We start from the raw sequence: 26,106 nt of genomic DNA on the forward strand, positions 1-26,106 counted from the left end.
TCAAGTTTCTTGACTTCATGGCAACCGGTAGTTGTTCTGAAAATAACGATGGGATTTGTAAAATGAACGCCTCAGTATCGATTTTGATGATCTGTTTCGATTTTGAAGGTTTACTTTTGGCTAGGCTTGTTGCAACAATGGCAATAGAGTGCACTCTAACCATTTGAAAGCGTTTTAAAAAAATGAAAAGGACGTGTGCAATGGTAAAGCGTAAACAAGTTTGTGCGTTGGTGGTGTTCATTTATTTAATGGTAACGATGCTCCCGATCTCCGCCACTTATGCCGCAGATGCGGAGTTTATCATCCCGATAACCAACGTAACGGCAAGCGGCAATGATGGAAACGAACCGAAAAATGTACTGGACGGCAATTTGACTACCCGCTGGTCGTCTAGTGGCGACGGGCAGTGGATTCAGTTTGATTTGGGGACGGACCTCAAGAAGCTGGCTTATGTAAAAATGGCTTTTTTGAACGGTGATACACGCACATCAACCTTTGATATTCAAACCTCCACGGACAATGTAACCTTTACGACAGTGCGCTCTAACGTCACGAGCAGCTTGAGTGCAAGCCTGCAAACCTTTGATTTTACGGATGTAGATCCGGTTCGTTATGTGAAAATTATTGGACACGGCAACTCTGTGAATGCGTGGAACAGCTACACGGAAGTGGAGATTTACGGAGATGCATCGACAAACAATGCAGCAGTAGACGTCAAATTGACGGTTCCTGCCGCTTCGATCAGCGATAGTGGCAATGACGGTAATGTGCCGGCCAATACAGTAGACGGGAATACAGCGACCCGTTGGTCGAGCAACGGTGATGGTCAATGGATCCAATACGATTTGGGGTCCAGCAAGACCGTGTCTTATATCAAGCTGGCTCCTTTTAACGGCGCTGCAAGAACCTTTACCTTCGATATATTGACATCTGCAGATAATGTGACGTTTACAACGGCGCGGTCCAATGTGACCAGCAGCTTGAGCGATGCCCTGCAAACCTTTGACTTCCCAGATGTGTCGAATGCCCGTTATGTGCGAATTGTTGGCCATGGTAATTCGAGCAGCACCTGGAACAGCTACAGCGAGGTTGAAATATATGGGCACAGTGAAGCGAGTACAGGTGTGGTGAACGTGTCGACGGCGGCCCAATTGGCGACCGCGATTAGTAATGCGTCTGCAGGCACAACGATAGTACTTGCGAATGGCAACTACTCGGCTTCAGGCCCAATCCAGATTGCTGGTAAAAACGGTACAGCCAGCAGCCCGATCAAGCTTATTGCGGCCAATCAGGGTCAGGCAATTATTAACGGCGGCGCATTTTTCTATGTGCAAAACTCATCCTATGTGACCCTCGAAGGACTGAAATTTACGCAGCCAGGCAGCTCAACGAACGCATCGTTTGACAAATCGGCTGTTATTTTGGACGGATCGAACAATATAAGGCTGACACGCAATTTGTTTGCTTTATCAGAGAGTGGTACCAATTCGATGTGGGTTCAGGTCAGGGGTGTGAACAGCCATCATAACCAGATCGACCACAATGATTTTGGCGGAAAGAAGGATACGGCTCCGCTCATTGCCTATGAGGGCGATGGCAATGGCAATATTTCGCAGTATGATACGATCGAATACAACTATTTCCACGATGTCGGTCCCTGGGTAGCGAACGGCAAGGAAACAATACGTTTGGGATTGTCCGGAATTTCGTTGTCCAACGGGTATAACACGATCCAGTACAATCTGTTCGAGAACTGCGACGGCGAGCCGGAAATCGTGTCGGTCAAAAGCAGCAACAACACAGTCCGATATAACACGTTTAAAACCTCGAAGGGTGGGCTGACGTCCAGACATGGCCACAGCAACAGCTTCTACGGCAACTTCTTCCTTGGAGACGGGGTTGAAACTGAAGAGGCAGGAATTCGAATTTACGGCAACGATCATAAGATCTACAATAATTACATGGAAAACCTGACGCAAAGCGCGATCATCATCGACAGCGGTAGCTTTGATGGGGGAACAGGTGGTTATCCGCCGAATCCGACACCGACACAGTTAACGGCACAATGGAAGGTTTATCGCGCACAGGTCGTCAACAATACGATTGTGAACAGCACCTCGGGGATCATCGTCGGATCGGGTAAAACCTATGCTCCAGAGGACGTCAAGGTGGCTAACAATATTGTGAAAAATTCAACAGGAACGCTCTATAATGAAGCGGCAACGACGAATACCGTATTCGAAGGAAATCTCGGTTACGGAAGCACCTTGAACAATAAATCAAGAACGACGGCTGAAATTCGTCTTGCTGACCCGTTGTTCAGAACGTTTAATGGACTGCAAAAGCTATCATCCACCAGCACGGCCGCGATTAACTCTGCAGTTGGCAGCTATACGTACGTCACCACAGACATGGATGGAGAAACCCGTTCCATAAACGATGTGGGTGCGGACGAATATTCCGCCTCAACCGCTATTCCTGTCGTTCATCAGCTATCGCCTTCCGAGGTAGGAACGAACGCCCCTTAAGGCTGGTATGTAAGCCAAGCATGGATATGTGAGCTGAAAGTCCGTTCCTCCGGGGACGGACTTTCGATTTTGAAGATCCTTTCGAGGTTTTGACGATATCCAAATGACAGCCGTTCATCGGATAATGACGATAGGATGGGGGGAACACAAATGGCTACAATCTTTGTCGTTGATGACGAGCCGATTATCGGGATTGGATTGAAAGCGTTAATTGGAGAATACAAGCGATTTCACGATATTCAGACGTTTACGGATAGTGTGAAGGCATTATCGCAGATGGTATCGAATCCGCCCGATGTTCTGCTAACCGATATTAGGATGCCTCGAATGGACGGTTTGGAGCTGTGCAGACAAATCCAACTGCATAAGCTGTCCACACAAATCGTGGTTTTGTCGGGCCATGGGGACTTTGCTTACGCACAAAAAAGTATGTCCTATGGAGCCAAGGAATATTTGCTGAAGCCGATCACCGAGATCGAGCTTTTTCCAGTACTGGATAAGCTGCTTGCGGAACGGGAGGCTCCGATATTTTCTTATGCCGATTTAGAGCGGTGGATCGATCAATTGGAAGAATCCATATGGATGCTGGATCGGTTACGCGTACAAGAGCTGCTCTCGCAGGGCAAAGATGAGCTATTGGCGGGCGTTACAGGGGCTCATCTGCGCCAGAGGGTGTTTGACGGAATGATGCTGCTCGCCAGAAAACTGAATGCCCGCGGCGTGTATCGATTTGAAACGGAATCATTGATGGCGGCCAATGCCGAGCATACGTTGACTTACGAGCGGTTCCAAACGGAGATAGCCGTTTGGCTCCAGCAATTGGGCGCACAACGTAATCACGAAACGATCAATGTACTTGAAGCGGCTCTCTGTTATATCGATGCGAATCTGTTCGATGAGAACCTTACGCTGGACCGGGTTGCCGAACGATTGGGCATTACACCAACCTATTTCAGCCACTATTTTAAGAAAAAAACTAACGAAACCTTTGTCCAATATCGCTTGCGCAAACGAATGGAGAAGGCGAAGCAGCTGCTTGCTGTTCCGCATCACAAGATCATTGATATTGTCGGCGAGATCGGCTATGACAGCTATCCCCATTTTTCCAGATCCTTTAAGAAATCAACCGGTTATTCACCTACCGAATATCGTGCTTTGCTGGGGATCCAGTAATGAAAAAAAGTTTGGGGCGTAAAATTTACATTTATTTTGTCATTATTATTGCATTCACCCTGATCAGCGTGGCATTCACCGGATATTGGCGTTCGGCGAGCGAGCTGGAGAACCAGTACGAGGGCCTGCTCACGCAAATTGTTGATAATGTGGTTCACGAAACTGATCTGTTTTTGAAAAACTATGAGCGAGCCACGGTTTCGATTCTTACTTCTCCGTTAGTGAAGGAAACGTTGGACCTTCCAAGAGGCTCCAACTTCTATACAGCCGAAAATGCGATCAAAACAGGTGTGTTCCAATCGGTTCTGATCAACAATCCGGAAATTTCGATGACCTACATCGTGGGGTATAACGGCTTTCGGGCAACAGATTTCAATATTCACATCGTGTCGTTTAATTATAAAGGCTTTGAAGAATACGTCGAACAGCTTAAGGAAGACACGGGGTTAAATGGAAAGCTGATGATTCGGGACTCGGGATTTCTTGATGGCCATCTCACACTTGTGCGTCAGCTGGGTGACAGAACCTCCTCCAAATCGTTCAAGGGCATTATGGGCTTCGAGCTGCGAATAGGAGAGCTGAATACACTCTGGAAGGGCATCAAGCTCGGAAAATCGGGATACTTCTTCATCGTCAATGAGCGAGGCAAGATCTTATATCATCCCGATTCGCAGCGTATCGGCAAGCAGCTGGACGGAAATCAATACCAAGCGGTGGAGGCCAATACGGATCAGACCTTCGAGCTGCCAGGTGAGCCGGGGCGTGTGTTTTTCAGCCGCAAATCGGAGTATTCGGGGTGGACGCTCGTAGCCAGCATGTCGCTTAGTGAGCAGCGCCAGCCGATCTCGGATCTGCGCCAGACGACGATTATCGTGGGTATCCTGACTCTGGCACTAGCTTCGCTGCTCGCGTATCGATTCGGGCAATCCATCATCCGTCCGGTCCGGTTGCTGGAAAGCGGGATGCGGCAGACGGAAAGAGGACAGTGGACGAGAGTGCCGCTAACAGGTAGCCGTGATGAGATGGATCAGCTCATATCCAGCTATAACACGATGGTAGCCCGACTGGAGGAGCTGGTGGAACGTGTGTATGAAACCGAGCTGCATAATCAGGAAAATTTGTTAAAACGCCAGCTTGCTGAATTCCAGTCGCTCCAGCTGCAAATCAACCCGCACTTTTTGTACAACACGCTGGAAATTATTATTTGCTATGCCGTTATCCAGAAGTCTGGGGAAATCAAGGACATCGTCCGTTCCCTATCCTATATGCTGCGGTATTCGATCCGTACCGACCTGGAGCAAATTACGGTTGCTAATGAACTGAAGCATGTGCTTTATTTTATGGAAATTATGAAATACCGGATTCAGCGCGATTTTGAAATTGACGTTCGCATACACCCGGATTGGCTGTTGAACAATATGGTTCGGCTAACGCTGCAGCCCTTGATTGAAAATGTGTTCAAGCATGCGTTTCAGGAGGGTATAGACGACTCTCATGCGATTGTGATCGACGCTTGGCAGGATTCCGTGGACTTTTGTGTGACCGTAACGGATAATGGCTGCGGCATGGAGCCAGACATATTATTAAGGCTGAACGAGCGGTTGATGCGCAGCCATGAAGAGAAATCGGGGTCGCAGACCACCTCCGAAGGAAGCATTGGACTTATGAATGTACACAACCGGATTCAGATGGTGTTCGGAGCGCAGTACGGTCTTACCGTGCAAAGCACGAAAGGCGAGGGTACTACGGTGACCATCCGCATGCCCGCCTCCAATGCTCCAGCCATCGCAAGCTCCCGAGCATATCCATCGTAAAAAAAGTCATAGGAGCGCAAATTATCAGCATGCTCCTATATACGCAATTTCGTATGCTGGGTATAGGAAAGATCAACTCAAATCCAAGCATTCGTTATCGAAAGAAGGAGGAATCTATGGAAGCATCAGCCAATCGAACCAACACCCGACCGGTTGCTTTCTTGAAAAAGGACAGTCTCATGACCAGACTGCGTAAGAACATGTCCAGCCGCTGGCAATTGTATCTGCTCATGCTGCTTCCGATTATTTATTTAATCATTTTCAAGTATGTACCGATGTACGGGGCTATAATTGCCTTCAAAAATTACATCCCGACCAAAGGAATCTGGGGCAGCGAATGGGTGGGCCTCAAATATTTTTATCGTTTTTTTGAGTCCTATGAATTTGTACGGATTATGCAAAACACACTGCTGCTCAGCTTCTACAGCTTGGTTGCCGGGTTCCCGTTTCCGATCATTCTGGCATTAAGCTTGAATTATGTGAATTCCAGATTTTTCAAAAAGTCAGTACAGATGATCACGTATGCGCCGCATTTTATTTCCGTCGTCGTCATGGTTGGGATCGTGCTGCAGATGATGGACCCGCGTATCGGGCTCATTAACACGCTGATGAGATATATCGGGCTGCCGACCATTAACTTTATGGGTATGCCGGAATGGTTCTCACACATCTTTGTCTGGTCCGGTATTTGGCAGAACGTCGGTTTTTCCTGCATCGTCTATCTGGCTGCGCTTGCGGCCGTTGATCCTGCACTGCATGAGGCATCCGTCGTGGATGGAGCGAACAAAATACAACGAATGTGGCATATTGATGTGCCGGGTATTATGCCGGTAGCCATTATTTTGCTCATTATGAACACCGGTCATGTGCTGGATGTCGGCTTCGAGAAAATCCTGCTGCTGCAAAATCCGCTGAACACGAGCGCCTCTGAGGTCATCGATACGTTCGTATACAAAGTGGGTTTGGCATCTACAGCGATTAATTACTCCTATTCGGCTGCAATCGGATTGTTTAAATCAGTGATCAATCTAGTTCTTCTCGTACTGGTCAATCGAATAGCCAAAAAAGCGGGACAAACCAGTCTCTGGTAGAAAGGAATGTTATGCATGACAGGAACAATTAGAGAAAGTGCGGATGATAGAGTATTTACGATCGTCAATTACATCATCCTGTTTATTTTTACGATTACGATTTTATATCCGCTTGTCTATATTGTTAGCGCTTCCTTCAGCTCATCCTCGGCGGTTGTTTCCGGCAAGGTTTGGCTGTATCCGGTGGAGCCTACACTAGCGGGCTACGAGGCGGTGTTCAAGCACCGACTGATCGGCTCCAGCTTCTTGAACTCGGTATTTTATACGGTAGTGGGTACGGTGATCAATGTGTTCATTACATTAATTGCAGCTTATCCACTATCCCGCAAAGATTTCATGCCGCGCAATGTGATTATGGCCCTGTTCGTGTTCACGATGATGTTTTCCGGAGGCTTGATTCCATCGTATCTGGTCGTGAAGGGACTTGGTATGATTGATACCCGATGGTCGCTGATCATTCCGGGGGCTCTCGCCGTATGGAATATGGTTATTGCCCGTACGTATTTTCAAACCACGATACCTGACGAGCTGCTTGAAGCGGCCCAAATGGACGGTTGCAGTGATCTCACTTTTGTACGCAAAATCGTGATTCCGGTATCGGGTCCGATTATTGCAGTAATTGCCTTATTTTATGCAGTAGGTCACTGGAATCAATATTTTAATGCGCTGTTGTATTTGAAGCATCAGGAGCTGTACCCGATACAGCTGGTGCTCCGTGACATTCTTGTGCAAAACGAGGTAGATGCATCAATGATTACCGATCTTGCCGATCAAGCGGCGAAGGAAGGCTTGCGGGAGCTGCTGAAATTTTCATTGATTGTAGTTTCAACGCTGCCTGTTCTTATTATCTATCCATTCATTCAACGGCATTTTGTTAAAGGGATGATGATCGGATCGCTAAAAGGATAAAAGGGGAGAGATAGGTATATGAAAAAAAGATTAACGGTGTTACTTTCCGTAACAACCTCATTGGCTCTACTTGCGAGCGCTTGCTCAACCCCGAACAAGCCCGAAGGCAATGCGGCTGGCAATAAGGAGGCAGGCAGCAGCGATCAGGTGACGGAAGCGGGTGTATTCCCGATAACGAAAGAAAAGACAACACTCAAGGTTATGGTCAAGGGCTCCAGTATTGTCGAGAATTTTGCTACCAATGAATTTACGAAGTGGCTGGAGGATAAAACGAACATTCACATCGACTGGGAGGTTGCCCCGGAAAAAACGTTTCAGGAAAAGCTCAACGTATCGCTCGCCAGCGGTGATTACCCGGACGTACTGCTCAATATGAGCGTGTCTCCAATCCAGCAATCAATCTATGGAAAAGACGGTGTGTTTGTTGCGCTGAATCCTTACATTGATAAATACGGCGTCGAAATGAAAAAGATGTTCCAGCAGGTTGACTACGCAAAGGGTCTTATGACGATGCCGGACGGCAACATCTATTCGGTCCCTCAGGTCAATGAATGCTACCACTGTGCGCTTGGCCAAAAAATGTGGATCTACAAGCCATGGCTGGATAAGCTTGGATTGAAGATGCCGACCACAACCGATGAGTTTTATCAGGTGCTCAAGGCATTCAAAGAAAAGGATCCGAACGGAAACGGCAAACCGGATGAAATCGCGCTTGTAGGTGCTACGAACGGACCTTCCTCGACGCTCGATTTATTTTTGACCGGGTCGTTTCTGGAGAAGGACTTCAACCTGCGCTTCGTTAAGGACGGCAAGGTACAGGTGGCTTATAACCAACCGGAGTGGAAGGAAGCCCTGAAATATATGAACAAGCTGTATGCGGAGGGTCTTATTGCCCCGCAATCGTTCACACAGGATCGGAACCAGCTGAAGCAAATGGGCTTGAATCCGGAAATTCCAATAGCCGGAGTCATAGCTTCGCAAAATCAGACCGTATTTGTCGATGTTGACAGCCCGCGGTTCAAGGACTACGTCTCGATACCACCGCTCAAAGGTCCTGCTGGTGTACGTTCAACCGCGTATAACCCTTATGCCGTGTCCACGGGTCAATTCGTTATCACCAATAAGACGAAAAATCCGGCTGCCGCCTATCGTCTGGCTGACCTGCTGCTCTCCGAGGAAGTGACGCTTCGCAGCACGCAAGGCCGCCCCGATCAGGAATGGGTACGACCGGCCCAAGGAGAGCTCGCACTTAACGGGAAGCAGGCGATCTGGAAGCCGATTGTGACGTTTGGCAAGCTGCAAAATATTCACTGGGCACAGTCGGGACCGTCGCTTCGAACGAATGAATGGCGGTTAAGTGTTGCTGCAGATCCTAAGAACCCGCTTGAAATCATACTGTATAACGAAACGAAGGACAATTATTTTCCTTACAAGATCGATGTGAGCAAAATCGTTCCACCGATATTTTTCACCAATGAGCAGGCTGAAGAGCTGGCCAATCTGGAGAAGACGATAACGGACTACAGGACCGAATTTTTTGCCAAAACGGTTACGGGTGCTCTGGACATCGACAAGGAATGGAACAATTATTTGGCCACACTCGATAAAATGAACCTGAAGCGCTACCTGGACATTTACCAGCAGGCCTACACACAGTTCAAGTCCAAAAAGTAAGATTAGAGCTATAACAGGAGAGCTTTTGTTGAGAGGCGGTAGAGCTTAAGTGCCGTAATCAGCAAAGGCTCTTTATCAATACCCAATACGAATAGCTAGAAGTACAGGTTCAGCGCTAAAAGTTAAAAGCTGCTCTGCTGATAGCTACAGCTACCTATTCGAGGTATGGTACACTGAAAGGAGAAGCATAAATCCAACGCATCCAGAGTGCGCGACAAAGGGAGTCGTGTCTATGGGCTTGACCCGTAATCCATTCAATAAACGCAGCGTGTTGGTCACATGGTTCGTTTCCTATGTATCTGTTTTGCTCGTTCCGATGTTGATTAGCGGACTTATTTATACAGCAACCTGGCATGTGGTGGAGGCGGAGGTCAATCGCTCCAACGAATCGATTTTGGGCCAGACAGAGCAGGCCATCGACAACAGTCTCCTCGGTATCGAAAGACTCAGCATAGAGATTGCCCTTAACAAGCGTGTAGCCGGTTTCATGAATACGACGCTGCCGCTAACGGATAGTGACCGATATGATCTGTTCAATATCGTCAACGATTTGCGCGTGTATAAGGTGGCGAACGATTATATCGAGCAAATCTTTGTATATTACAAGAATAGCGATACGGTTCTATCGACCCGGGAGCATATGGACAGCCGTACGTTGTACAGATCTGTTCGCGGAAGCGAAGATAAGAGCTATGAGCAGTGGAAGGCCTTTTTCGATAAGCGTTATATGAAAGAGTATGTACCTATGCAATATGGGGACGGTGAACAGGTCGAGAAGGCTATCGTGTACGCCAAATCGGCAACACTGGACAATTCAGACCAGTCCGGGGCTGTGATCCTGATCGTGATCAAGGATTCCAAGCTGTTGGGCAGCATGATGCCGGCCCCTAACGCTTCCCTTGCGATTCTGGATTCACAGAATCGCCTTGTTGCATCCAAGGGACTCGTACAGAGCCCCGCATTTTTAACCTATGATCGGCTTGTTGACGCCAAAGGACTCTTCTATGAAGAGGACAATGGGAACCGATTGGCGTTGTCCTATACGACCTCGGAGATTACGGGCTGGAAGTATGTTTCGATCATTCCGGCCGAGCTGTTTGACGACAAGATGCTGTATTTGAAGAAGCTGATCATCATGAGTCTCGTATTGTGTATCTTGATTGGTGGACTTGTCGCCTACATCTACCTGAGGAGGAATTATACACCGATCAGCCTGCTGATCCGTAGTTTTTCGCTCAAATCAGGTGTGTCCTTCGACGAGGGCTCCAACGAATATTTATATTTGCAGGCTGCACTTAACAACACATTTGACGAAAAAGAGAAAATTGATAGCAGGCTGATGCAGCATAGCGATGTGATCCGTGCGAGCTTTCTTCAAGGGCTGCTTAAGGGAAGGCTGGATCATAATATTCCACTGCATGAGTCACTCGCAGCGCATGATCTGCGAATAGTTTCCACTGATTTTGCCGTTCTGCTGTTCCATATTGAAACGTACGGCAAATTTCAAGCGGAAGGGACTGCCGATCCACGGAAAATCAAGCTGCTGCATTTCATCATTCTGAATGTTGCCGAGGATGTGGCGGGTGAGCAGCACCAGGCGTTCACGACGGAAATGGATAATATGTCGGTGTGCATCGTTAATTTCGCTGCACAACCCGATGAGATGGAGCTGAAATTAATGGCAGAGCGGGTGCAATCATTCCTGTTCGACCATTTTCATGTCCATCTTACGGTGTCCATCTCCGGTATTCATCATGATTTATATGCGATACCTACTGCCTATCAGGAAACGCTGGAAGCGATGGAATACCGTATGGTTATGGGGAGCGGTGAAATTATTCGCTATGCGGAGCTGCCGATTCCTCGTGCGTCCGGGGAGCCCGGAAGCTATTATTATCCGCTACATGTTGAGCAGCAGTTGATTAACTTTGTGAAAATCGGTGATTTTGAACGTTCACGGGAATTGATCGAAGAGATCATTCGCAGCAATGTGGGGGAAATTCCGATTTCTGTCTCCTTCGCCAAATGTCTGATGTTCGATTTGATCAGCACACTATTGAAGACAATGAGTGAGCTTCACACGGTCGATAAGTCCAAGGTGCTGGAGCATGCTGATCCTATCGAACGTCTGATAGGCTGCGAAACGATCAAAGATATGCAGGCACAAATTGTCGAGGTACTGGAGCAGGTGTGTAGCACGGTTGCCAATGATCACAGACACATGCATAACCCGCTTGCCGGGCAAATTATTGAATATGTCCAGGCGAATTTCTGCAACAGCAATCTGAATATCTCGATGATCGGTGAGGCGTTCAGCCTGACACCTTCCTATGTGTCCAAGCAGTTCAAGACGTATACGGGTGAAGCGCTGTTGGATTACATCAATAAAACCCGTATGGAGGAAGCCAAGAAGCTGCTCGCGCTGCAAAATCTGACAGTTACAGAAATCGCCGGAAGAGTGGGATATGCGGACATCAATACGTTCAACCGGATTTTTAAAAAGCTCGAGGGCATCACACCGGGCAAATATAAGGATCTGCAGTAGCCGCTGCTGTTCCTGGTTACTAAGGTTAGAGGCTTGAATGGTTTATGGATTTGCGATTTTAATGATCCATTTCCGATTTTGATGGGTTCCCTTAACCGGGAGCCCCCTGCATAATAGCTTGTAGGGTAGACAGAAGCAGCGTATTTAGGGGAATTGAGGGGGAACTACCATGCATATAAGTAGGAACGTCAACCCGCTCCATATTTCAGTGTGCTTGCTGGCAGCGATATGCCTTCTTTCAGCCTGCAGTTTGGAGACGGCACCACAGCAGGATGCGGCCAAGTCAACAGCGGAAGCTTCCGGGGAGCTGAATCGGGATCAGACGCAGAAGACTTTAACCTCATGGGAGCCGATCAACACGAATCTGTTTACTATCGTCAATAATATGGCGGAAACGCCGTTTGGCAAGCAGCTGGAGAAGGACACGGGGATTAAGGTAAAGTATATGCACCCCGCTGACGGGCAGGCGAAGGAGCAGTTCAACCTGCTGATTGCCTCCAACCATTTGCCGGATGTGATTGAGTATGATTGGAATAGTGCTTATCCGGGCGGGCCGGAGAAAGCGATGGCTGATCAGGTCATTATTCCATTGAATGATTGGATCGACAAGAAGGCACCGAACTTAAAAAAGCTGCTTCAAAGCAATAAGGAACTCGACAAAATGGTCAAAACCGACAGCGGCAAATATTATATATTTCCGATGGTTCGACCGGATAACGGGCTTGTATTCCGAGGGCCGATGGTTCGCAAGGATTGGCTTGATGAGCTGGGGCTTACAGTACCGACGACAATCGATGAATGGTATACCGTATTGAAGGCGTTCAAGGAGCACAAAGGTGCTTCGGCACCGCTTACTGCGATGTATAGTAATGAGCTGATGATTCAGGACGCTTTTATCGGGGCTTACCGAACTGCCAATCGCTATTATATCGATGACCAAGGAAAAGTAAAATACGGGCCTATCGATCCCCAGTTCAAGGAAGCGCTCACACTATTGAGAACATGGTACGCAGAAGGGTTGATCGATAAGGATTTTGCATTGAATAATGATTCGAAAGCATTGGATAACAGGATGCTAAGCGACAGCTCAGGGGCAACCGTTTATTTGGTCAGTGGTGGCATGGGGCGCTGGATGGAGACGGGCAGGAAAAAAAATCCCCAATTTCAGCTGGTGGGTGCTCCCTATCCAACATTGAAGAAGGGCGAGCGGGCGTTCATTGGGCAGCGTGATTTTCAATATGCGCCAGTGGGCAGCAAGGCTATCTCATCCGCCGCCACAAATCCCGAGCTAGCCGTCCAGTGGCTTGACTATGCCTTCAGCGAACAGGGAAGTCAACTGTTCAACTTCGGCATTAAAGGCGAGAGCTATGAGGTTATGAATGGAGTGCCACAGTACACCGATAAGATGTCGAGGAGCGGGAAGTACAATTTCCAGCAAATGATTTCACAGTACACTAAGCCTAACGGTCCCTTTCTTGGAGATGGACGCAAGAGCTTCAACACGTTCCCCGAGCAGGAAGAGACGATCCGGATCTGGGAGCAAACGGATGCCGCCAAGCATGTCATGCCGTTATTTCTAACGCCTACGATAGAAGAAAGCAAGGAAATGGCGAAGCTGAACACGGCGATTACCAGCTTTAAGGAGGAAATGTTCCTTAAATTCATTACAGGCGTAGAACCGCTGGACCGGTTCGATGACTATACGAGGCGGATTCAAGAGATGGGCGTGGATAAGGTAACCCGAATTTATCAGGATGCCTGGGATCGTTATAACAAGCGATAGGTTTGTATGAATAAATGGATAAAAGGAGGGGCCTATGCATAATCAGCATTCAGATGGTATCAAGCTTGATCTCGATTGGGAGTCCTATATGGGCAATCATGATATGGAATGGGTCGTGAAGCCAGTCTCGTGGGACGAAGGGGCATTCATTGGCAACGGTAATATCGGCGCGATGATCTATGGGGAGGAGCATTCGTCCAAGCGGCGGGTGCTGCGCTTCATCGTGGGGCGCACCGACATAACGGCAACCCGAACAGACCGTGCAGGCTTTAGCCCACGTGTGCCGATAGGGGAGCTTCATCTGGAGCTGGAGGGGATGATCTACCATCCGACCTGTATCCGAGTCGATTTGTGGAATGCGGAGGCATGTGCGGTTCTAACTACCACCCGGGGTGAAGTACGTCTGCGGGCATTGGCCCATAGTGAAGAGACGATTATGGCTGTTGAAATCGAGACATCCGAAGGAGAGCACGGTGCCAATTTTGTCTGGTATCCGTACCCTGAGGTTGATCCCGTATTGATAAATGCCGATGGTATCAATCTCAATCAGTATATACCGAAGATTGAAGTGGAACGGAAGCAGGTTGTCCAAAGAAACGAATCATCAGATACGAAAATCAAAATAGAGACGGAAGGCAGAGCGGTGTCGGGGCATGCAGCAGACGTCGTTGAGGTCTGCATCCAGCGTTACTCGCAAGGAGCTCCTGTCCCGCAGTCAGAAGGCTGCGTTAGTGCGTGGAATGAAGTTCAACTATCACCGAACCAAAGAATCTACTACCTGTCCATTGAGAAGGGACATGACGAACAGGCACAGGAGCAGGTTGTCCAACATGTGATGAACGCAGTTTCTCAGAGCTTTGATGAATGGGTAGCTGCACACCGCGCTTGGTGGCACCGCTATTATCAACGAAGTCTGATCACGATCCCCGATGCCCGACTGGAGAGCTTTTACTGGATTCAAATGTACAAGCTCGCTTCGGCTACAAGAGCTGACCGACCGCTGATCGACAATCAAGGGCCGTGGTTGGCCCCGACACCTTGGGCGGGCGTCTGGTTTAATATGAACGTGCAGTTGAGCTATTCTCCTGTGTATACCGCGAACCGCCTCGATATCGGGGAATCACTGGTGCGGACGCTGGCTGCCTGCAAGGAGCAGCTGATTGCGAATGTCTCTGAGCTTTATCGGGACGATTCGGCCGGACTTGGACGCAGCTGCAGCTACGATCTGCGCAGCGAGGTAGGCGATGAAGTCGGCAATCTGACCTGGATTTGCCATAATGTATGGCGGCAGTATCGCTACTCGATGGATGAAACGCTGCTGCGAGAGATGCTGTTCCCATTGCTGCGTAGAAGCATCAATTTTTATTTTCATCTGCTGGAAGAAGCGGAGGATGGCAAGCTGCACCTGCCGCCAACCATTTCCCCGGAATACGGTTCTTTTATGAAAACGAAAGTCCGAGACTGTCATTATGATCTGGCGCTGCTGAGGTGGGGCTGCGAAACGCTGATGTGGATGTGTGAACGACTGGAAGTGACAGACCCGCTGCGCGATCAATGGGTGGACGTGCTGGAACGGCTCACACCATTCCCGATCGATGAAACCGGGCTGATGGTTGGACGCGATACGCCGCTTGCTTATGGTCATCGCCATTTCAGCCATCTGCTTGCGGTGTTCCCGCTTCACTTGATCGGCAGCGACAGCTCTGAGGATAGAGCGCTGATCGCCAGGTCGCTGGAGCACTGGATTGGAAAAGAAGGTGATCTGCGCGGCTTCAGCTTTACGGGCGCAGCTTCGATTGCCGCCACTCTGGGACGTGGTGACGAAGCGCTTGGCTATTTGCAGACGCTGCTGCATATCATCAAGCCAAATACGATGTACAAGGAAGCTGGGCCTGTTATGGAAACGCCGCTTGCTGGAGCGGAGTCGCTTCAGGATATGCTGCTGCAAAGCTGGGGAGACACGATTCGCATATTTCCGGCTGTGCCGATTGCATGGCGAGAAGCGGCTTTCCATGATTTGCTCACGGAAGGTGCTTTTCTGGTCAGCGCGCAGCGTGAGAACGGGAGTACACGGTTTATCCGCGTGAAAAGCTTGGCGGGTGAACCCTGCAAGATCAAAACAGGCTGGAGCGGCGCCGTTAATATGATGGCCATCGGGCCAGCGCCTGCATGGAGTAGGTCGGAATCTCATGCTGCTGGTGTGGTGGAGCTGCAGCCTGACGAACGCGGAGTGGTGGAATTGTCCTTGGTTAAAGACGATGAAGTCGTTCTGTACCAGGGGGATACTGTCCCTGATCTGGTTATCCATGCTGCCGCTCAAATAAAGCAGCAGCCCATCCGCTATTTCGGTGGACATAAGCCTTGGCGTGTGCATGCAACAAGATGAGATAGCTTCACGGATATGAAGCGCGGCAGACTCATAAGGCAGCATCAGGGAAGGACTGTGCAGCGGGGAATCAGGCCAAGCCTTCCCCCCGAGCAGCCGAGCCTAGTTCTTTTTGCCGAAAAAAACAGCAAAATCGAGATATTTATACATGCAATCCACGTCAGTGAAACCAGCCTGCTCCAGCCACTCGATTTGCTCGCCGAGCTTGGCGTTGATGTCGAGCTTTCTTCGTTCCACCGAGGCGTCGATGGACTCTCGGGAAAGGCCACTGTCGTTAATATGGGCTAACCAGCGCTGCTTATGGTATTGATCGATCGCTGGGGTGTTGCCCTGAACCTGATCAGCGTTGACAAATACACCGTCTGGATTCAGCAGCTGATAAACGGTTGCGAACAGCTGTCTTTTGGCAGGATGGGTCAGGTGGTGGATCGACAGCGAAGAGACGATAATGTCATACGATTCAGGAAATACGTAGCTGGAATAGTCACCGACGATGTATTGAACGTGATCTTCCTCACGAAACCGACGACGTGCTCCCTCCAGCATTTGATCGCTGAGATCCATCAGAGTAAGGTGAGCGCTTGGGTATTTCTGCAGCACCATTCGGGAGAATAGTCCCGTGCCCGCACCCAAATCGAGTATACGGGGGGCTTGCTTATGACTTTCCGTTAGCGATAGAGCCATCCCATAAAACTCATCGAAACAGGGGATCAATTGTTTTCGCTGCTGGTCATATTCATTGGCGACGGCGTCGAACAGTGTTTTGACTGATGGGTTCATATGAAAACCTCCGTGGCATGGGTTTCCTTCATTGTAGCGAGAGATGTATAATTGAGGAAATATATAAAATGAATGGTGACTATAGGGGAATCCTATATGTTGTCAAGGACTTCAATTAGAAAAGCACAATAACATTCGGTAAGTGCTTTTTCTGTCGAAGACAGGGAGGGGAACCGTATGAAGCCGTTCACGTTGAACGTTATCGCAATCATTAAAAGTATCCCTGAAGGGTATGTGATGACCTATGGGCAAATTGCCGAGCTCGCAGGCAGTCCGAGAGGGGCTAGGCAGGTTGTACGCATCCTGCATTCGCAAAGTCGGGTCCATCAGCTTCCCTGGTATCGTGTAGTGAATGCAAAGGGAGAAATCGCCTTTAATAATGAGGAGTCGCGATTTCTGCAGATGTTCCATTTAAATAGTGAAGGTGTGGCTGTGAGCGACGAAGGACGCATTGACCTGGAGCAGTACCGCTACATGCCGGACCTGGAAGGATTGCAGGAATGAGGTCCACTTGAAGTGATTTCTGAATGTTCTTGATCCGTCTCATTTATTCAAACAAAAAAGTCTTCTTAATCAGCAGCTGACTAAGCTTATGACCCGTAGTAATAGAGCACCTTTTTCAAGGTGTCCATCTTACAGGTCACAGTTCAGACAGGACTGATTGAAGACTTTTTTTAATGACGTATCCACTTAATGAAGCGCAGCTAGAGGTCCGGTGACGAACGAGATCAGCATTCGAATCAGAGGTTGGGTTACGGCTTCTGCTGTGAAGGTGCGCAAACCCCGTTGTCACAAGCTCCACCCTCTGCTGTGCTGTCGGAAGTATTAAGAAGGGTCAGCGGCTGATCCTCTTCCCATGCCTTCTGCAGAGCACCTAAGAACACTTCGCTCGATTGTGCGCCTGAAATCGCATATTTGCGGTTGATCACGAAAAAAGGAACCCCGCGCACACCTAATTTGCCTGCTTCCTCCTCATCGCTACGGACCTCGGCTGTGAATGCCTGGCCAGAGAGCATCTGGAGAGCCTCCTCCTGGTTGAGACCGACTTCTGCGGCTAAAGCGGCTAAGGTCTGATGATCGCCAATGTGCTTGGACTCAGTGAAATACGCATGCAGAAGCCGCTCGGTCATTTCGCGCATTAGACCATGCTGGGCAGCGAAATGCGCCAATCGGTGCGCGTCAAACGTATTCGTCAAAATCATAGTATCAAATTTAAAGGTTAATCCAACGGATTGTGCCTGAGCGGCGACACCCGCGTTCATTTCCTTGGCTTTCTCCAGGCTCATTCCATACTTGGAAGCCAGCATTTCATCTACGCCATGAGGCACATCGCGTTCTGAATGGGCATCCAGCTCAAAGCTGCGGTAAATCACCTCGACGTGATTTTTGTTCGGGAACTGTTCAAGGGCCGCCTCAAAACGACGTTTACCAATATAGCAAAAGGGGCACATAAAATCGGACCATATTTCAATATTCATAGTTAACCTCCAGGTAAGTGGGGATATGATGGAAGCTCGCGATTCCATCGATTCATGCTTACTATAGAAGTGTACTTGATGGTGAAGCATAAATCCAGCATTGCAAGAGCAAGTGGTCTAATTGGGTAAGACTGAATCGATGAAGCGGCCAATGCTCTGGGTTAGCTCCATGCTGTGAATATCGAAAGGCTCGAATTACATTCGTTCAAGCAGGCTTGCTGCGTGCTTTTCTGAGTAAATATACAAAATAAGGCGCCCCAATTACAGCGGTCATAATGCCGACCGGAATCTCCCGCGGGATAATCAGGATGCGTCCCAGGCAATCGCCGAGCAGCATCAGGTCGGCCCCGATCAGCGCAGCGAGCGGGATCAGCCATTGGTGCCGGGCACCAACAATACTGCGGGCAATGTGCGGGGCGATCAATCCAATAAAGCCAATGGCACCAACTGCTGATACAGATATGCCAGCGAGAGCCACAGCAAGCAGCAGCAGCCAAAAGCGCTGCCGCACAATGCTCAGGCCGAGCGAGGTCGTCGTTTCGTCGCCAAGCTGGAATACATTCAGCTTGGAATAATTGAGCCAGACCACAGGCAGCAGTACCGCGATCCATGGGAGCAGGGAGTAGACGGCATCCCACCGCTTGCTCCACAAACTTCCGGCCAACCAGAGCAGTGCCATATTAATGTCGGTCGGATGCATCACAATCAAATATTGCGTGCCCGCCTGAAAGACAGCTCCAATCGCAATACCGATCAGCGCAAGCGAGGCAGGCGTCATGGTCAAGCGTTTACTGAGCAGCAGTAAAATGCCAAAGGCGGCAAAGGCGCCGATAAAAGCAGCTATCGGGAGGAAATAGCCTGGCGCTTTGGGAAATAGAAAAATGACAGCGGAAGCAGCCAGTCCTGCACCTTTGGTAATGCCGATCACGTCGGGGCTAGCCAGCGGATTACGCACAACGCTTTGCAGAATGACACCGCCGACAGCCAAGCCAAAGCCCGCCAGAATGGCGACAAGAACACGCGGCAGGCGAACCTCGTAAATGATAAAAAAGTATTTATTATTTTCATGCAAAATGCTGGACCAAACGTCCTGAAAGGAAACGGGAACAGCTCCCAGGCGGAGTGAGACTACCGCTAGCACCAGCATCAGCACAAACGCGACAATCAGAGCAACAGTTTTGCTCATTAGCGGGCACCTCCCTTTTTGCGGGCCAAATAAATAAAGAAGGGAGCGCCGATCGCTGCTGTCACGATGCCAACGGGAGAGTCATAAGGAAACGCGATAAACCTGCTGAAAAAGTCGGCATATACAAGCAGTGTCCCTCCAAGTAATGCTGTGAGCGGTGCCAGCACATGAAGTTGATTCCCAACCAAGGCGCGCGCGATATGAGGGACAATCAGGCAAATGAAACCGATCGGTCCGCATATCGCAACTGCAGAGCCGGCCAGTACAATAACAAGCAGCACACTAATAGCACGAATGACCAATACCCGCTGTCCGAGACCCGCCGCTACTTCATCATCCAGCAGCAGCAAGCGGAAGGAAGGCAGCATCAGGCCAAAGACGAGCAATCCGCCGATAAAGAACGGAAGGATCGTGCTGATCTCCTTCCAAGCTGCTTGACTGACAGAGCCGACGAGCCAAAACATCATACTGTCGGTGGTTTGCTGATTCAATATAATGAGCCCCTCCGTCAGCGAGGAGAGCAGAAAATGGATCGTAATCCCTGCCAGAGCCAAACGGACATATTGCTTCGAGCCAGTCCCCGCAAGTGTCCAGACGAGAAGTGCTCCGAGTGCGGCCCCGATAAAGCCAAGGTAGACAGAGCCTGTAAGCGAAACATTCTTGATCACCACCAAACCAAACACAACTGCAATGGCGGCCCCGGCATTGATGCCGAATACGTGGGGAGAGGCCAGCGGGTTTTTGGTTGTGAGCTGGGTCAGCAATCCGGCCAGTGCCAGTTGAATGCCTACTATGCCTGCTGTTAAAGTGCGCGGCAGGCGCAGCGTCTGAATATAGAGATGATTTTTATCATGTCCTTGATACGTTAAGGCTTCATATAAGACACGCCATGATATTTGCGCCTGGCCCCATTTGACACTGCAGAGGAATCCAATGACCAGTAACAGAAAGGAAGCAGAAAAAAGAAAGAGCAGAGACCTGGTTCGGTTCTGCTTTTCCAATTGGACCTTGTTTATCATCGGCTAGGCTCCCAGGTTTTTGAGGATATCCTCGGCGATTTTCTCGGACCCAAGCAATCCGCGTGATAGTGACCAGTCACGTCTTTCTACTGTAAATACTTTCTTGTTGGCAACGGCATCGATTTGCTTCCACAGCGGGTTGGTTTCCCATTGATTAACGATCGTTTCTTTCTCGGATGGCAGTAGGAACATAGCTTGCGGATTGGCTTCGACCAGCTGCTCCAGAGTAAGCTGCGGGTTAGCTGCTGTGTTTTTCACTGGATCTGTAAATCCGAGCAGCATCAGGAAGGAGCCGCCAAAGGAGTGGTCCGAATGCGCATAGAAGCCCTTGGAATTCGTAACGGCTGGCAGTACACGCAGATTGGTGTTGGTCAGCTTCTTTTTTACAGCTTCGATTTTCGTTTGGTGCTCAGCAAGGCGCTTCTTGCCTTCTTCTTCCTTACCAAGCGCTTTTGCGATGATTGCATAGTTTTTGAGCATTTGATTATAGTCTGCTTGCGAATCGTCCAGAACGAGCAAAGGAGCGATCGCTTTTAATTGAGGAAGTGCATTTTTGTGCTTATTCAGATCTGCGATAATCAGGTCCGGCTGCAGCGAGCTGATCAATTCGATATTCGGTTCGTAACGGGACCCGACGGATGTATAGTTTTTCAATTGGCTTTTGACGCTATCCATGAACAGGTCTGGGCTGGAATCGTCAGCAACCCCAATCGGTAAGGTCCCTAAGGTAACCAGTGCATCCGTGAAGCTGAAATCCATAGTGACGATTTTTACAGGTTTTTTGGCAAGCTCGACCGTTCCTTGTGCATCTTGAACGGTGATTTTACCCTCTGTACCTGCTGTCGGTGCTGGTGTTGCTGTTGCTGTTGCTGTTGCTGTTGCTGTTGCTGTTGTAGATGCTGTCGGTGCAGAGTTGGATTGTGGCGCTGCCCCGGATGGATTCGTAGTCGAGGTTCCGCAAGCGGCAAGACTTAATGCGGTAAATAAGCTCACCAGTGCAATACTGAGTGGGCGTTTCATCCAAAGATTCATCTGTATATCCTCCTGAAAATGATTATTATTATCATTTGGATTATAGCCGATTCCTTTTGAAAGTAACATATCTAATCATTAGATTGGACATGTCTAATCTTTAGATGTTCGATCCGTATTTTTGGGAGCATGGTTTTGTTGAAAGATGGAGGGAGAGGCTCCGGTTATCTTTTTGAACACCCTGCTAAAATGAAAATAATCCACGTAACCTACTTTTTGCGCAATTTCTTTGGCGAGCAGGTCGGTTTGCTGGAATAGGAGCTTGGCTTTTTCAATACGCAGATTGTTGACATACGTCATTAAGGTTTCACCGGTATGTTTTTTGAACAGCACGGTGTAATGGCCTTCGCTCATACCTGCGCGACGCGATAGCATAGGGAGCGTAAGCTTTAGCATGTAATGCTCATTGATATAAGAGAGTGTCTCCTCGATCGAACTCACAGAGGACTTTAATTCCTCTCGCATCCGTGATTCGTACAAATAAATGAACAGGATTCGCTCCATCATCAAACGTTTTCGAAACTGCTGTGCCGCCTCTTCATCTACGGAATGGGTGTCGATCTCGTACATGGTGCGCAGCAATTCTTCGATCATATAGTGGATTTTAATTTCACTGATCGTATGGAGTGGCCCATAGAGAGTCCATGTGCTGGTCTCCGGCAGCACGCGATAGGTGATGACTACGTAATCGACCTCTTTGGTTTTGGGGACTTGGATGAAATAGGGACCATAGTCCGGATGACAAGCAAAGCCCTGCGTACAAACGGTAGGCTCCTGATCTTTGGCAGCGATGAGAAGATGGCCGCGTTGGACGATGATTAACTGATGGCTTCCCCCAGTAGTGACAAGGGTTTGGGAGCTGTGACTCGGAGTGATCTCGTCGAGCGTGGGTATGATGTGAACAAGCTGTTGGAAGTACATGGCGGATCGGCCTTCTTTGCATGTTGATGGATAACCGGAATATAAGCATATCGAGATTTCGGTAGGTATTGTCGTTTTCCCATACAATAGGTGAACGGCGGTTTCCGTTATGCTTTGTCCGAGGCAATGGACAGCGTGGCCATGGGCAACGCTGCCACCTCGAAGGACATCCTTTCCTTGTATGCTTGCTGCATAGGATGGAGGATGAGGTTGAATTAAGCGTGATCTCCGGCTTTCACGAGCTCTGCCAAATATTGATAAGAACGTAAACGGGCCTCATGCTCATAGATTTGTGCGCTCACAATGATTTCGTCGGCTCCTGTATCCTGCAGGACCTGCTGAAGCTTCTTCTGAACCGTTGCTTTATTACCCGTAATTGTATAGCTCAGCTGCTTGCGGATATGGGCCTCTTCCTGAAGATTCCACAGTGCATCCATACTGTCGACAGGCGGATTAAGCGGGCCTGTACGACCGCGAATGAGGTTAAGGAATTGCTGCTCCTGGGAGGTTGCCAGCATGCGGGCTTCTTCGTCGGTATCGGCAGCAATAATGTTCAGGCCGATCATCGCATAAGGCTTGTCCAGCGACTCCGAAGGACGGAAGCTGCTGCGGTACAGATCCAGTGCGGGCAGCAAATAATCGGGAGCAAAATGGCTCGCAAAGGCGAAGGGCAGACCAAGATGTCCGGCGAGCTGCGCGCTGAAGCCGCTTGAGCCTAACAGCCAGATCGGGATGCTGAGCCCCTCGCCTGGAATGGCCCTTACCCCAACGGGCCGTGCCTCCGGTGTATTATCCAGATAAGCGCGTAGCTCGCTAAGCAGCTCGGGGAAATCATTACCGTCGCTGCCGAGGCCGCGACGCAGCGCTCTTGCAGCGGGCTGGTCCGAGCCCGGAGCTCTGCCGAGTCCAAGATCAATGCGACCGGGATACATCGATTCCAGCGTACCGAACTGCTCGGCAATGACCAACGGAGCATGATTAGGCAGCATGATGCCGCCTGACCCGACTCGTATCTTTTGGGTGCCTGAAGCAACATAACCAATAACGAGCGAAGTTGCAGAGCTGGCAATCCCCGGCATATTGTGATGCTCAGCAAGCCAGTAGCGGTGATAACCCCACTGCTCGGCATGGCGTGCGAGATCAAGGGTGTTTCTAAAGGAATCTGCCGCTGTGCCGCCCACAACAATAGGGGCTAGATCCAGCACAGAAATCGGGATATCTCGAGTAAGCATCGTATAGTTGCCTCCTGTCAGTTACATCGATATAAAAAGCTGCTGTGACCATCCAAAGACTTCGTCACAGGCTACTACTAAACGCAGTATCTCTATGTATTATATAAAAAATGCATCGAATAAAACAGGCCGCTCTCAAACAGGGGGCTCAGAGCCTGATTATCTGTGATCTAAGCTTTCTGCGTCAGCCTCTAGCACTTTATTTTTCCGGTATTCCCCTGGCGGGATACCAATCATCTTCTTAAACATTCGGATAAAAGAGGTGACGTTACGGTAACCGATCAGTACGCTGATCTCCTGTACGCTGAGAGCATTATCGGACAGCAGCTCCTTCGCCTTGTTGATGCGAATAGCATTAATGTGATCGCTGAAGTTGGCTCCTGTTTTTTCCTTAATATAGACGGACAGGTAGCCTACAGAAATGTTCAATTTGTCGGCAAGCTGGTCGAGCGATACATCGTCCGCAAACCGGTTCTCAATGTAATCCATGACGTAAGAAATGGTGGGGTCCTGTTCGTCCTTTCTGGATCGGATGACGGCTGCGCTGGTTTGAAACAGCTCCGCATAAAATTGCTTAAACTGGTCAAGCGTGTAGCATTCCTCCATGAGCGCCAACTGCTGCTGGTGATAAGAGGAACCATTCACATCGATTCCATAAGGCTCTAACAACTTCACGACCCTGGCAATGACCCCCTCGGCAAGCTGCCTCAATTGCTGAACGCTCACTCCTCTTTTGTCCAGCTGATAGAGCATACGATTCATAAACGTTATGCAGTTAAGATCATTGCCTGCTTGCAAATTGGCGTACAGCTCCTGCTCCTGCGGCACAGTGAATACCAGCTGAGTAGGCGTGCTGCTGCGTTCCCGAATCACCTGACTTTCATCCACGGGCCTTGCCAACTGGACCATGTCCAGCACCTCGCGATAAGCTTCATTGAATTGGGACGATTGCTCATATGCCGAACTGATGGCAATTGTCACAAGGAAATAGGCTTTATCACGGTCTAATATCGTCTTCAGCATCATGAGTGCGCGGTCCAGCTCATTTCTTACATCTGTACCACAGATCAATGACAGTATTTGGTTGTTCTCCATTTGAAACGTCTGTGAAGAAGGAAAACGCTCGGAGAAGAGGACCTTAATATACTCCTGAATGTAGTAGGCCATACGGTCTGTTTTCATCTCACTGTCCTCTACGGAGCGCGCCTTGAAATGAAGCTGAAACAGTACGATGATGAAGGGCTCATCCATTTCGGCGATATCCTTCCAGTCATTGATGTCAGAGGTTATCGCCTTCAACTTGTTGATGTAGCCAAAGCTGGTCAGGAGTGATCGTTTGTCCACCAGCTCTTGGTGAACCGCATCTTTCTCGTCCAGTAATTGGCGGATGTTTTGGTGAATCAGATCGAATTCATGAATGGCGCTCTCCAGCTTGACGGGGTCACGACGTAGAATCGAGTTGACCATCTGCTTGACCGGCTGATTGAGCTTGCGGCTGAAAAATACGGAAGTAAGCAATCCGATTATAATGGACACCGCAAATATCAGAACCAGCGTCCAGCTGGCATTCTTTACTTTGGAAGCAATATTGGAATAAGGTACGGCCGTCACATAGGTGAGAGGCGAGCCTTCATTTTTCTCAAAGAAGAAGTAATAATCACCGGACAAGCCGTATTCTTTTCCGTCAAGGAAAGTAGGAATATCGCTTGCAGACAGCTCCCCTGGAGAGCTATACAGCAGCGATCCATCCTCTTGCACAATCATGAACTGCCGATTATCCTCTGCACCATAGAAGGCTTCCTTCATCAAACGGGCGTCCAGTAACGCAATCACCTGATAGTTGGATGATGGCATACGGAACGAGAAGGGTATGAGCTGAGCCTTTACTGAAGAATTCAGATTGGTTACGGTAAACGTTTTTTCCGGATGCAGCACATAATTGCTGGTTCGGTAAAATTGATTCTTCCAGAAAAGTAAAGGATAGTCGTTGCTTACATAAAACTGTGAAAACATCATATCCGCATGGACGCTGCCTTCTTTTTCAATAACAAGGGAGCGGGAATTGAAATAGATCAGCAAATTATTAAGATAAAACATCGGGTTGTAAGCCTGAGTACGGAGAACCTTCAGTGGATCCGTTGCTGTCCAGAACTCGACGTCCGCTTCGCTCTTCTTCATCAACTGGCGGTTAAACGCGACAGTGGCTTCATTCATGTACATATCAAATAAGAGAGTCTTGATCCGTTCAAAGTGAGTCTGGTAACGTTCTGACGTATTTTTCAGCATTAAGCGGTTATATTGGATGATTTCATTTTGTACGATATTGCTGAACAAATGAACGGATAACAGGTTAAACCCGGAAAACAGAACAATGATGACTAGAAAGCTGGAAAAAATTTTGACAATTAGCTTTTGTCGGTTCAGGCTTACCCATTTCAAGCGCAGCATGCTCCTTTTGTCTTGTTAGTCTTATTGTTGGTACAGTTTCTTCATTATACCTTATAACGCATTTTGTAGAACCTGACTCTTTTTTATAAAGTTATCATTTTATCATC

The 26,106-nt window shown here is 48.9% G+C and carries 18 protein-coding genes; 10 read left to right on the plus strand and 8 right to left on the minus strand.

Annotation, left to right across the window (positions count from 1 at the left end; genetic code table 11):
• Positions 1-200: 200 nt before the first annotated feature.
• The 9 genes from OB236_RS07895 (at position 201) to OB236_RS07935 (ending at position 15,903) form a co-directional block, all read left to right on the plus strand.
• A complete protein-coding gene (locus tag OB236_RS07895) occupies positions 201-2,528 on the plus strand; it encodes a chondroitinase-B domain-containing protein (RefSeq protein WP_262683454.1) in 2,328 nt (775 codons plus the stop codon).
• 150 nt (positions 2,529-2,678) lie between these two features.
• Positions 2,679-3,701: a response regulator transcription factor gene (locus tag OB236_RS07900; protein WP_262683455.1), complete on the plus strand. Its 1,023-nt coding sequence runs from the start codon at positions 2,679-2,681 to the stop codon at positions 3,699-3,701.
• On the plus strand, positions 3,701-5,515 hold the full coding sequence (locus tag OB236_RS07905) for a cache domain-containing sensor histidine kinase (protein ID WP_262683457.1): 1,815 nt from the start codon (positions 3,701-3,703) through the stop codon (positions 5,513-5,515). The genes OB236_RS07900 and OB236_RS07905 overlap by 1 nt, the downstream gene beginning before the upstream one ends.
• Before the next feature lie 116 nt (positions 5,516-5,631).
• Positions 5,632-6,606, plus strand: coding sequence for an ABC transporter permease (locus OB236_RS07910; protein WP_144026536.1), 975 nt, complete (start codon positions 5,632-5,634; stop codon positions 6,604-6,606).
• Positions 6,607-6,621: 15 nt separating this feature from the next.
• Entirely contained in the window at positions 6,622-7,515 is an 894-nt protein-coding gene (locus tag OB236_RS07915) for a carbohydrate ABC transporter permease (protein ID WP_076233860.1), read from the plus strand.
• A gap of 18 nt (positions 7,516-7,533) precedes the next feature.
• Entirely contained in the window at positions 7,534-9,189 is a 1,656-nt protein-coding gene (locus OB236_RS07920) for an ABC transporter substrate-binding protein (RefSeq protein ID WP_262683458.1), read from the plus strand.
• A gap of 232 nt (positions 9,190-9,421) precedes the next feature.
• The gene (locus tag OB236_RS07925) at positions 9,422-11,734 is read left to right on the plus strand and encodes an AraC family transcriptional regulator (RefSeq protein ID WP_262683459.1); all 2,313 of its coding nucleotides are present in this window, start codon (positions 9,422-9,424) and stop codon (positions 11,732-11,734) included.
• Between the two features lie 169 nt (positions 11,735-11,903).
• Positions 11,904-13,517, plus strand: a complete 1,614-nt coding sequence (locus OB236_RS07930; protein ID WP_262683460.1) for an extracellular solute-binding protein — start codon at positions 11,904-11,906, stop codon at positions 13,515-13,517.
• Positions 13,518-13,551: 34 nt separating this feature from the next.
• Positions 13,552-15,903: a glycosyl hydrolase family 95 catalytic domain-containing protein gene (locus OB236_RS07935; protein WP_262683461.1), complete on the plus strand. Its 2,352-nt coding sequence runs from the start codon at positions 13,552-13,554 to the stop codon at positions 15,901-15,903.
• Positions 15,904-16,005: 102 nt separating this feature from the next.
• On the opposite strand, the gene OB236_RS07940 is transcribed toward OB236_RS07935, so the two are convergent.
• Positions 16,006-16,683, minus strand: coding sequence for a class I SAM-dependent methyltransferase (locus OB236_RS07940; RefSeq protein ID WP_262683462.1), 678 nt, complete (start codon positions 16,681-16,683; stop codon positions 16,006-16,008).
• A 177-nt stretch (positions 16,684-16,860) separates the two neighbouring features.
• Here OB236_RS07940 and OB236_RS07945 point away from each other — a divergent pair, with 177 nt between their 5' ends.
• Positions 16,861-17,187 (plus strand): MGMT family protein, encoded by a 327-nt coding sequence (locus tag OB236_RS07945; RefSeq protein WP_262683463.1) that lies wholly within the window; start codon positions 16,861-16,863, stop codon positions 17,185-17,187.
• A 248-nt stretch (positions 17,188-17,435) separates the two neighbouring features.
• Here the strand turns inward: OB236_RS07945 and OB236_RS07950 are convergent, their stop codons facing one another.
• The 7 genes from OB236_RS07950 to OB236_RS07980 all read right to left on the minus strand — a co-directional run bounded on the left by OB236_RS07950 (position 17,436) and on the right by OB236_RS07980 (position 25,999).
• A complete protein-coding gene (locus OB236_RS07950; protein ID WP_262683464.1) occupies positions 17,436-18,161 on the minus strand; it encodes a DsbA family oxidoreductase in 726 nt (241 codons plus the stop codon).
• Between the two features lie 205 nt (positions 18,162-18,366).
• Positions 18,367-19,347: a FecCD family ABC transporter permease gene (locus OB236_RS07955; RefSeq protein ID WP_262683465.1), complete on the minus strand. Its 981-nt coding sequence runs from the start codon at positions 19,345-19,347 to the stop codon at positions 18,367-18,369.
• Positions 19,347-20,366 (minus strand): FecCD family ABC transporter permease, encoded by a 1,020-nt coding sequence (locus OB236_RS07960; protein ID WP_076233869.1) that lies wholly within the window; start codon positions 20,364-20,366, stop codon positions 19,347-19,349. Before OB236_RS07960 ends, OB236_RS07955 begins: the two co-directional genes overlap by 1 nt.
• A gap of 3 nt (positions 20,367-20,369) precedes the next feature.
• On the minus strand, positions 20,370-21,398 hold the full coding sequence (locus OB236_RS07965; protein WP_262683466.1) for an ABC transporter substrate-binding protein: 1,029 nt from the start codon (positions 21,396-21,398) through the stop codon (positions 20,370-20,372).
• A 93-nt stretch (positions 21,399-21,491) separates the two neighbouring features.
• Complete coding sequence (locus OB236_RS07970; RefSeq protein WP_262683467.1) at positions 21,492-22,319, minus strand: helix-turn-helix transcriptional regulator; 828 nt, start codon at positions 22,317-22,319, stop codon at positions 21,492-21,494.
• 215 nt (positions 22,320-22,534) lie between these two features.
• A complete protein-coding gene (locus OB236_RS07975) occupies positions 22,535-23,551 on the minus strand; it encodes an LLM class flavin-dependent oxidoreductase (RefSeq protein WP_262683468.1) in 1,017 nt (338 codons plus the stop codon).
• 159 nt (positions 23,552-23,710) lie between these two features.
• Positions 23,711-25,999, minus strand: coding sequence for a helix-turn-helix domain-containing protein (locus OB236_RS07980; protein ID WP_262683469.1), 2,289 nt, complete (start codon positions 25,997-25,999; stop codon positions 23,711-23,713).
• Positions 26,000-26,106 lie beyond the last annotated feature (107 nt).

This window comes from Paenibacillus baimaensis (genome assembly GCF_025567575.1).

What these genes read in the sequence shown, in the direction of transcription:
- OB236_RS07935 (WP_262683461.1), top strand. Translation starts at nt 13,552, where the DNA reads ATGCATAATCAGCATTCAGATGGTATCAAGCTTGATCTCGATTGGGAG.
- OB236_RS07900 (WP_262683455.1), top strand. Translation starts at nt 2,679, where the DNA reads ATGGCTACAATCTTTGTCGTTGATGACGAGCCGATTATCGGGATTGGA.
- OB236_RS07915 (WP_076233860.1), top strand. Translation starts at nt 6,622, where the DNA reads ATGACAGGAACAATTAGAGAAAGTGCGGATGATAGAGTATTTACGATC.
- OB236_RS07925 (WP_262683459.1), top strand. Translation starts at nt 9,422, where the DNA reads ATGGGCTTGACCCGTAATCCATTCAATAAACGCAGCGTGTTGGTCACA.
- OB236_RS07905 (WP_262683457.1), top strand. Translation starts at nt 3,701, where the DNA reads ATGAAAAAAAGTTTGGGGCGTAAAATTTACATTTATTTTGTCATTATT.
- OB236_RS07975 (WP_262683468.1), bottom strand. Translation starts at nt 23,551, where the DNA reads ATGCTTACTCGAGATATCCCGATTTCTGTGCTGGATCTAGCCCCTATT.
- OB236_RS07895 (WP_262683454.1), top strand. Translation starts at nt 201, where the DNA reads ATGGTAAAGCGTAAACAAGTTTGTGCGTTGGTGGTGTTCATTTATTTA.
- OB236_RS07960 (WP_076233869.1), bottom strand. Translation starts at nt 20,366, where the DNA reads ATGATAAACAAGGTCCAATTGGAAAAGCAGAACCGAACCAGGTCTCTG.
- OB236_RS07950 (WP_262683464.1), bottom strand. Translation starts at nt 18,161, where the DNA reads ATGAATATTGAAATATGGTCCGATTTTATGTGCCCCTTTTGCTATATT.
- OB236_RS07920 (WP_262683458.1), top strand. Translation starts at nt 7,534, where the DNA reads ATGAAAAAAAGATTAACGGTGTTACTTTCCGTAACAACCTCATTGGCT.
- OB236_RS07940 (WP_262683462.1), bottom strand. Translation starts at nt 16,683, where the DNA reads ATGAACCCATCAGTCAAAACACTGTTCGACGCCGTCGCCAATGAATAT.
- OB236_RS07965 (WP_262683466.1), bottom strand. Translation starts at nt 21,398, where the DNA reads ATGAATCTTTGGATGAAACGCCCACTCAGTATTGCACTGGTGAGCTTA.
- OB236_RS07970 (WP_262683467.1), bottom strand. Translation starts at nt 22,319, where the DNA reads ATGTACTTCCAACAGCTTGTTCACATCATACCCACGCTCGACGAGATC.
- OB236_RS07930 (WP_262683460.1), top strand. Translation starts at nt 11,904, where the DNA reads ATGCATATAAGTAGGAACGTCAACCCGCTCCATATTTCAGTGTGCTTG.
- OB236_RS07955 (WP_262683465.1), bottom strand. Translation starts at nt 19,347, where the DNA reads ATGAGCAAAACTGTTGCTCTGATTGTCGCGTTTGTGCTGATGCTGGTG.
- OB236_RS07945 (WP_262683463.1), top strand. Translation starts at nt 16,861, where the DNA reads ATGAAGCCGTTCACGTTGAACGTTATCGCAATCATTAAAAGTATCCCT.
- OB236_RS07980 (WP_262683469.1), bottom strand. Translation starts at nt 25,999, where the DNA reads ATGCTGCGCTTGAAATGGGTAAGCCTGAACCGACAAAAGCTAATTGTC.
- OB236_RS07910 (WP_144026536.1), top strand. Translation starts at nt 5,632, where the DNA reads ATGGAAGCATCAGCCAATCGAACCAACACCCGACCGGTTGCTTTCTTG.